General features: G+C 68.5%; 5 protein-coding genes. All 5 read right to left on the bottom strand.

Going from position 1 to position 6,000, the window contains the following annotated elements:
* Positions 1-1,103, bottom strand: a 1,103-nt coding sequence (locus FFK22_RS34405; protein ID WP_186002815.1) for an alkaline phosphatase family protein, incomplete at its 3' end; no start/stop codon positions are given.
* 105 nt (positions 1,104-1,208) lie between these two features.
* Positions 1,209-2,159 carry an ABC transporter permease gene (locus tag FFK22_RS34400; protein ID WP_138892146.1) on the bottom strand — a complete coding sequence of 317 codons (951 nt, stop codon included), beginning with the start codon at positions 2,157-2,159 and terminating at the stop codon, positions 1,209-1,211.
* A 10-nt stretch (positions 2,160-2,169) separates the two neighbouring features.
* Complete coding sequence (locus FFK22_RS34395; RefSeq protein ID WP_138892147.1) at positions 2,170-3,231, bottom strand: ABC transporter permease; 1,062 nt, start codon at positions 3,229-3,231, stop codon at positions 2,170-2,172.
* On the bottom strand, positions 3,228-4,790 hold the full coding sequence (locus FFK22_RS34390) for a sugar ABC transporter ATP-binding protein (RefSeq protein ID WP_138892148.1): 1,563 nt from the start codon (positions 4,788-4,790) through the stop codon (positions 3,228-3,230). The genes FFK22_RS34395 and FFK22_RS34390 overlap by 4 nt, the downstream gene beginning before the upstream one ends.
* Positions 4,791-4,796: 6 nt before the next feature.
* Complete coding sequence (locus FFK22_RS34385) at positions 4,797-5,927, bottom strand: sugar ABC transporter substrate-binding protein (protein WP_138892149.1); 1,131 nt, start codon at positions 5,925-5,927, stop codon at positions 4,797-4,799.
* Positions 5,928-6,000 lie beyond the last annotated feature (73 nt).

Genomic DNA, 6,000 nt, shown 5'->3' with positions numbered 1-6,000 from the left:
GCCGCGACCGCTTCCGCCGTCCGGCTCTGGTCCTTCAGCCAGATGTAGGTCGCGTCATCGGCGATCTCGAAGGCCAGGTTGTCGCCGAGGATCTTGCCATAGGCGTCGTCGTCGATGCCCACCGTCCGGCCGGGCTGGATGGGCGACTGGCCGTGCTTGGCGCTGACGATGATGAGGGTCGAGTCGAGCAGCTTCCGGTCGGCCAGGGCCTGGACGATCCGGCCGATCGACTGGCTGGTGTGCAGCAGGGCGTCCTCCAACCCCGGGCTCGGCGTCGCCTGGGCGTCGAGATAGCCGACCCCGGCCAGCTTCTGGCCGACGCTGACCGCCTGGAAGTTCAGGCCCAGGATCGCCGGCACATCTGCGACCCGCGCGCCGTCGCTGCTCTTGCCGCCGATCTCGTTGATCACGGCCGCGACCTTCAGGTCGTCATTCGCCTCGGTGTCCGGAACCGTGTTCTTCACCGACTGGATCTCCGGCGTGTACAGGTCCTCGACGCCCTTGCCCGACGGGCCGTTGACCAGGTCGTAGGCCGGGTGCTTGTCGGCCCAGGCGGTGTGGCCGCCATGATCGCGGATCACCTCGAACACCGTGTTCACCCGCAGGAAGCTGTGCGGGTAGACGGGCTGGCAGCCCTGCTTCGGGTCGCGCGGCAGCTTCGCCGGGTCGATCGCCGCGCCGCCATGCTGTCCGGCACCGCCGTCGAGGGCCGAGTCGTCGTAGTCGATGTTCTCCGCGAACTCCGTCTCGGTCCCGACCGCCGAGCAATCCGATCCCGGCGCCGCCAGCGCCCGGTCGTAGGAATCGTCGTAATAGACCCCGGTCGACCGCGGCGTGCCGCCGGTCACCTGCGCCATCAGGCCCGGGAAGGAGTCGGACGGGATCGGGGTCGTGGCGTTGACGTAGCGGGTGCCCTTGACGGCCAGGCTGGCGAGCGGCGTGTCGGGACGGGCGGCGATCAGGTTCTCCAGGTCGACGGCGTGCAGGCCGTCGATGCTGATCAGCAGGACGTGGCGGACGGGACCGGCCTGGGCCTGTCCCGCCCCGATGAACCCGGCGCCGGCGAGAACGGTCGCCGCCACCAACCGATTGAACGTCTTCATGATCCCGGACCTCTGCAGGGAGTGAGGGGCGGGGATCATTTCACCGGCGCATGAAGGATTTGTTGCGCCGGAGCCGGGTCGCCGCAACCTTACGAAACAATAATCTCAGGCCGACGACCGGCCGCCGCGCCCGTACAGCACCAGCATCAGGATGATGACCAGGCCGTAGATGATCTGCCGCCCGGCCTCCGGCATCTGCATCACCGACAGCACGCTCTGCAGCAGCACGATCAGGACGGTGCCGACCACGGTGCCGGCATAGCGGCCCTGGCCGCCCAGGATGTTGGTGCCGCCGATCACCACCGCCGCGATCGCCGGCAGCAGGTAGGGGTCGCCCATCGCCTGGTAGGCCTTGCTGGAATAGCCGGACAGGAGGATGCCGGCCAGCGCCGAGCACAGCCCGCACAGGGTGAAGGCGCCGAGGATGACCAGCCGGGTGTTGACGCCGGACAGGTAGGCCGCGGCCTCCTTGTTGCCGATGGCGTAGATGTAGCGGCCCATCGGCGTGCGGGTCAGCAGGAAGACGATGCCGACCGACAGCAGGGCCCAGACGAACACCGCCATCGGGATGCCCAGCAACTCGGCCTTGGCCAGGAACTGCATCGGCGGGGTGGCCATGGTGGTGGGCGAGAAGCCGCCGGTCAGCATCACCATCAGCCCGCGCAGCACGGTGTTGACGCCGAGGGTGAAGATCATCGACGGCACACGCAGGAAGGCAACCCCGAGCCCGTTGAACAGCCCGACCAGCGCGCCGATGGCGAGGCCGACCGGGATCGCCTCGGGCCCGCCGACCGCGGTCGCCAGCATGGCCGAGGCGGCGACGGTCCAGGGCACCGACAGGTCGATATGCCCCATCAGGATCACCAGCATCATCCCGGCGGCGACGACCCCGAGGAAGGAGGCGACCTTGAGCTGCTGCAGCAGATAGGTCGGCGACAGGAAGGTCGCCGTGCCCTGGGTGATCGCGGTGTAGGCGGTCCCCGCCACCAGGATCAGGATGACGAAGCCGCAGGCCACCAGGATCGGCCGGTCGATGGAGCGGAGATAGGCTTGCATCGGTCCTCCGCTACCCGAACAGCTGCAGGCGGTTCTTGACCGTGAACACTCGGGCGGCGCCGAGCGAGACCGCGGCCAGCAGGATGATGCCCTCGAACAGCGGCTGCAGCAGCGGGTTGGCCAGGAAGCCGACGATGCTGTCCTCCGGCACCACGCGGAAGCAGAAGGAGATGGCGCGCAACACCATGACGCCGATGATCGAGGCGACGGCCCCGCCCGATCCGCCGAACAATGAGGTGCCGCCGATTACCACCGCGGCGATCGAGTTGAGGGTGTAGCCGCCGGCCATCGGCATGTCGGCGTTGCCGCTGCCGGTCTGCAGCGCCAGATAGATCCCGGCGATCGCGGCGAACAGCCCGGCCAGGGTGAAAGCCGCCAGCTTCGACCGGTCGATGGCGACGCCGGACATGAAGGCCGCCTGCTCGGACGAGCCGATGGCGTAGCAGCCGCGCCCGGTCACCGAGTTCTTGAACGGCAGCCAGACCAGCAGCACCACCAGCACGATCAGGATGATCGGTACGGGGATCGATTGGATCGCCTGGAACCAGCCCGGCAGGTCGCCGCCCCACCAGCCATAGGTGTCTGCCACGTCGAACAGCGTGTTGGTGGCGGCCCAGGACAGGTCGCTGTCGACGGCGCCGCCCGGGGTCGGGCGCAGGAACAGGGCGATGCCGATCAGCACCGCCCCGGTCGCCAGGGTGGCGATGATCGGCTGGATCCGGCCATAGACGACCAGCGCGCCGTTGATGAAGCCGGCCAGCAGCCCGGCGCAGAGGCACAGGACGATGCCGAAGGCCAGGTCCCAGCCGCTGCCGGTCAGGAGATGCGAGGCCAGGCAGTTCACCATCGTCATCAGCGGGCCGACGGACAGGTCGAGCCCGCCCAGCAGCACCGGCACCGTCTGGGCCATCGCCACCAGCGCCAGGGTGAAGGTCTCGTTGGCGTTCTGAACGATCAGGTCGGCGCTGCCGCCGCGCGGATGCTGGTAGGAGTAGAGGCCGTAGAACAGCACGAACAGGGCGATGGCCAGCAGCAGGCCGCCCTGGCGTGACACGCGGAGGAGGGTGGTCATGCCGGCACCGCCTCCGCCGTCTGGCCGTTGGTCTCGAGGTTCAGGGCGCTGGCGACGATGTTGGTCTCGGTGATCGCCTCGCCCTCCAGCGTCCGGATCACCCGCCCGCCATACAGGATCAGCACCCGGTCGCAGCAGCCGATCAGCTCGTCATAATCGGTGGAGTAGAACAGGATCGAGGTGCCGGCGGCGGCGAGGTCGTGCAGCAGCTGGTAGATCTCCTGCTTGGTGCCGACATCGATGCCCCGCGTGGGGTCGTTCAGCAGCACGATGCGGGCCTCGGTCAGCAGCCATTTGGCGATAGCCACCTTCTGCTGGTTGCCGCCGGACAAGGTGCCGACCGCGGCGTCGGCGGAGCCGATCTTGATCCGCAGCGCCTCGACCATGCGGGCGATGCTGTCGGCCTCGCGCTTGCGGTCGATGACGCCGCCGCGGGTCATGCCGCCCAGTGCCGCCAGGGTGATGTTCTCGCCGACCGTCATCGGCAGCAGCAGCCCCTCGGTCTTGCGGTCCTCGGGGATCAGGGCCATGCGGATGCCGGCGCTCTTGGCCTTGCTCGGGCTGCCGATCCGCACCGGCCGGCCGTCGACCAGCATGCTGCCCTCGACCCCGCGCAGCACGCCGAACAGGGCCAGCAACAACTCGCGCTGGCCCTGGCCGTCCAGCCCGCCGAGGCCGACGATCTCGCCGCGGCCGACGGTCAGGGAGATGTCGGCCAGCCGCTGCCCCCAGCGCAGCCCGCGGGTCTCCAGCACCGGCTTTGGCGGCTCGGTCCGGACCGGTTTCGGCGGATAGACGTTGTGGATCTCGCGGCCGATCAGCATCCGCACCACCTCGTCGTCGCTGCGCGCGCCGGAGGGGAAGGTGTCGATGTGCCGGCCGTTGCGGAACACCGAGCAGGTGTCGCACAGCGCCTTGATCTCCGGCATGCGGTGGGAGATGTAGAGGATCCCCATGCCCTCGCGGCGCAGCCGGTGCAGCAGGGCATAGACCTTCTCCACATCCGCCGCGGTCAGGGCCGAGGTGGCCTCGTCGAGGATCAGGAGGCGCGGGTCGCGCCCCAGCGCCTTGGCGATCTCGACCATCTGCCGGCGCGACAGGGGCAGGGCCTTGACCGGCAGTCGCGGGTCGATGTCGGAGCAGCCGATCCGCGCCAGCAGCTCCTCCGCCCGCCGCCGCTGGGCCGCGCGGTCGATCAGGCCGAGGCGCCGGGGCGGCCGGGTGATGCAGATGTTGTCGGCGACCGACAGGTCCGGCAACAGCGACAGCTCCTGGAACACGCAGACGACGCCCGCCGCATTCGCCGCCTGGGGCGAGGCGAAGCTGGCCGGGCGGTCGTCGATCAGCATCTCGCCGGCGCTGGGCTGCACCACCCCGGCGATGATCTTGATCAGCGTGCTCTTGCCGGCCCCGTTCTCACCGAGGACTCCGTGGATCGACCCGGCCCGGGCCGCGAACTCCACCTCGCGCAGCGCGTGCACGCCGCCGTAGTGCTTGCTGACCCCGGTCAGGCGCACCAGCGGCGGCGTGTCCGCGGCGACGGTCGTTCCCGACGCCACCACCGCTTACTTGTTCTCGGCGCTCTGGGCCATGATCTGCGGCGCCGTGAAGGTGATGCCGCAGGGTTCGAACGCGTTCGGCGCGAAGAAGTCGACCGTCAGGTTCGACCAGTAGTTCTCGCCGTCCTTCAGCGTCTTGTAGTCCGCGACCGGGATCGGGATCGACACCATCTGCGGCATCGTCTCGCCCTTCAGCGCGGCGATCGCGGCCTTCATCGCGATCGCGACCAGGGCGGGGGACTGGCCGTAGGACAGGCCCTTCAGCCCCTGGTCCTGGTACTGCATGATCTGCTGGCGGAACAGGTTCTCACCCTCGCCGGCCATCGGCACGAAGGGGTGCTTGGCGTCGATCAGCGCCTGCACCGTGCCGTTCGACCCGCCCTGGGTGAAGATGCCGTCGAAATGCCCGTGCACGGCCAGCGCGTCGGCCGTGGCCTTCTGCGAATCGCCCGGCGCCCAGTTGCCGACCACCTCGACGATGTCGAAGGGCTTGCCGGCCTCCTTCATCGTCTTCTGGAAGCCCTCATGCCGGTCGCGGTCGACCGAGTTGCCGGGCAGGCCGCGCACCTCGAGGATCTTGCCGCCATTGGGGATGTGCTCCATCAGGAACTTGGCCGACATCACCCCCATTTCCCACTGATCCTCGTTGATCTCCATCACCTCCTTGGTGTCGAGGACGTTGTCGAACGGGACCAGAACGACGTTCTTGCGGTTGGCCAGCTTGATCACCCGGTCGAAGCCGGTCGGGCTGACCGCGATGGTGACGATGGCGTCGAAGCCCTGGTTGATGAAGTCCTCGATCGCGCCCAGCTGCGCCGCGGCGTCGGTGCCGGTGGAGACGACCTTGAACTCCTTGAGGTCCTTGGCGACGTCCGGCAGGGCGGCATAGGCCTTGGCGGTCTGGATCATCTGGATGCGCCAGATGTTGCCGACGAAGCCGTTGACCAGCGCGATGCGGAACGGCCCCTGATGGGCGTCCCATTTGAAGAACTTGGTGTCCTTGGCCCAGGGCGCGAAGCATTCGGGCAGATAGCCCGGCCCGTCCACCGTCTTCGGCGCCGCGACCGCGGGTGCGGTCAGGGCCGTGGTGGAGAGAATGACAGCCGCGGCGACCGCGGCGAAACGGTTAAGCAGCATATGGTCCTCCCTGACTGGGTCTATCGCCCGCGAACGATTCAAACTCGTCCGACATTTCTATCAGCACGATGTT

It is taken from the genome of Mycobacterium sp. KBS0706, assembly GCF_005938675.2.
Classification (GTDB): domain Bacteria; phylum Pseudomonadota; class Alphaproteobacteria; order DSM-16000; family Inquilinaceae; genus Inquilinus.
This window is presented reverse-complemented; position numbering and strand designations above follow the sequence as displayed.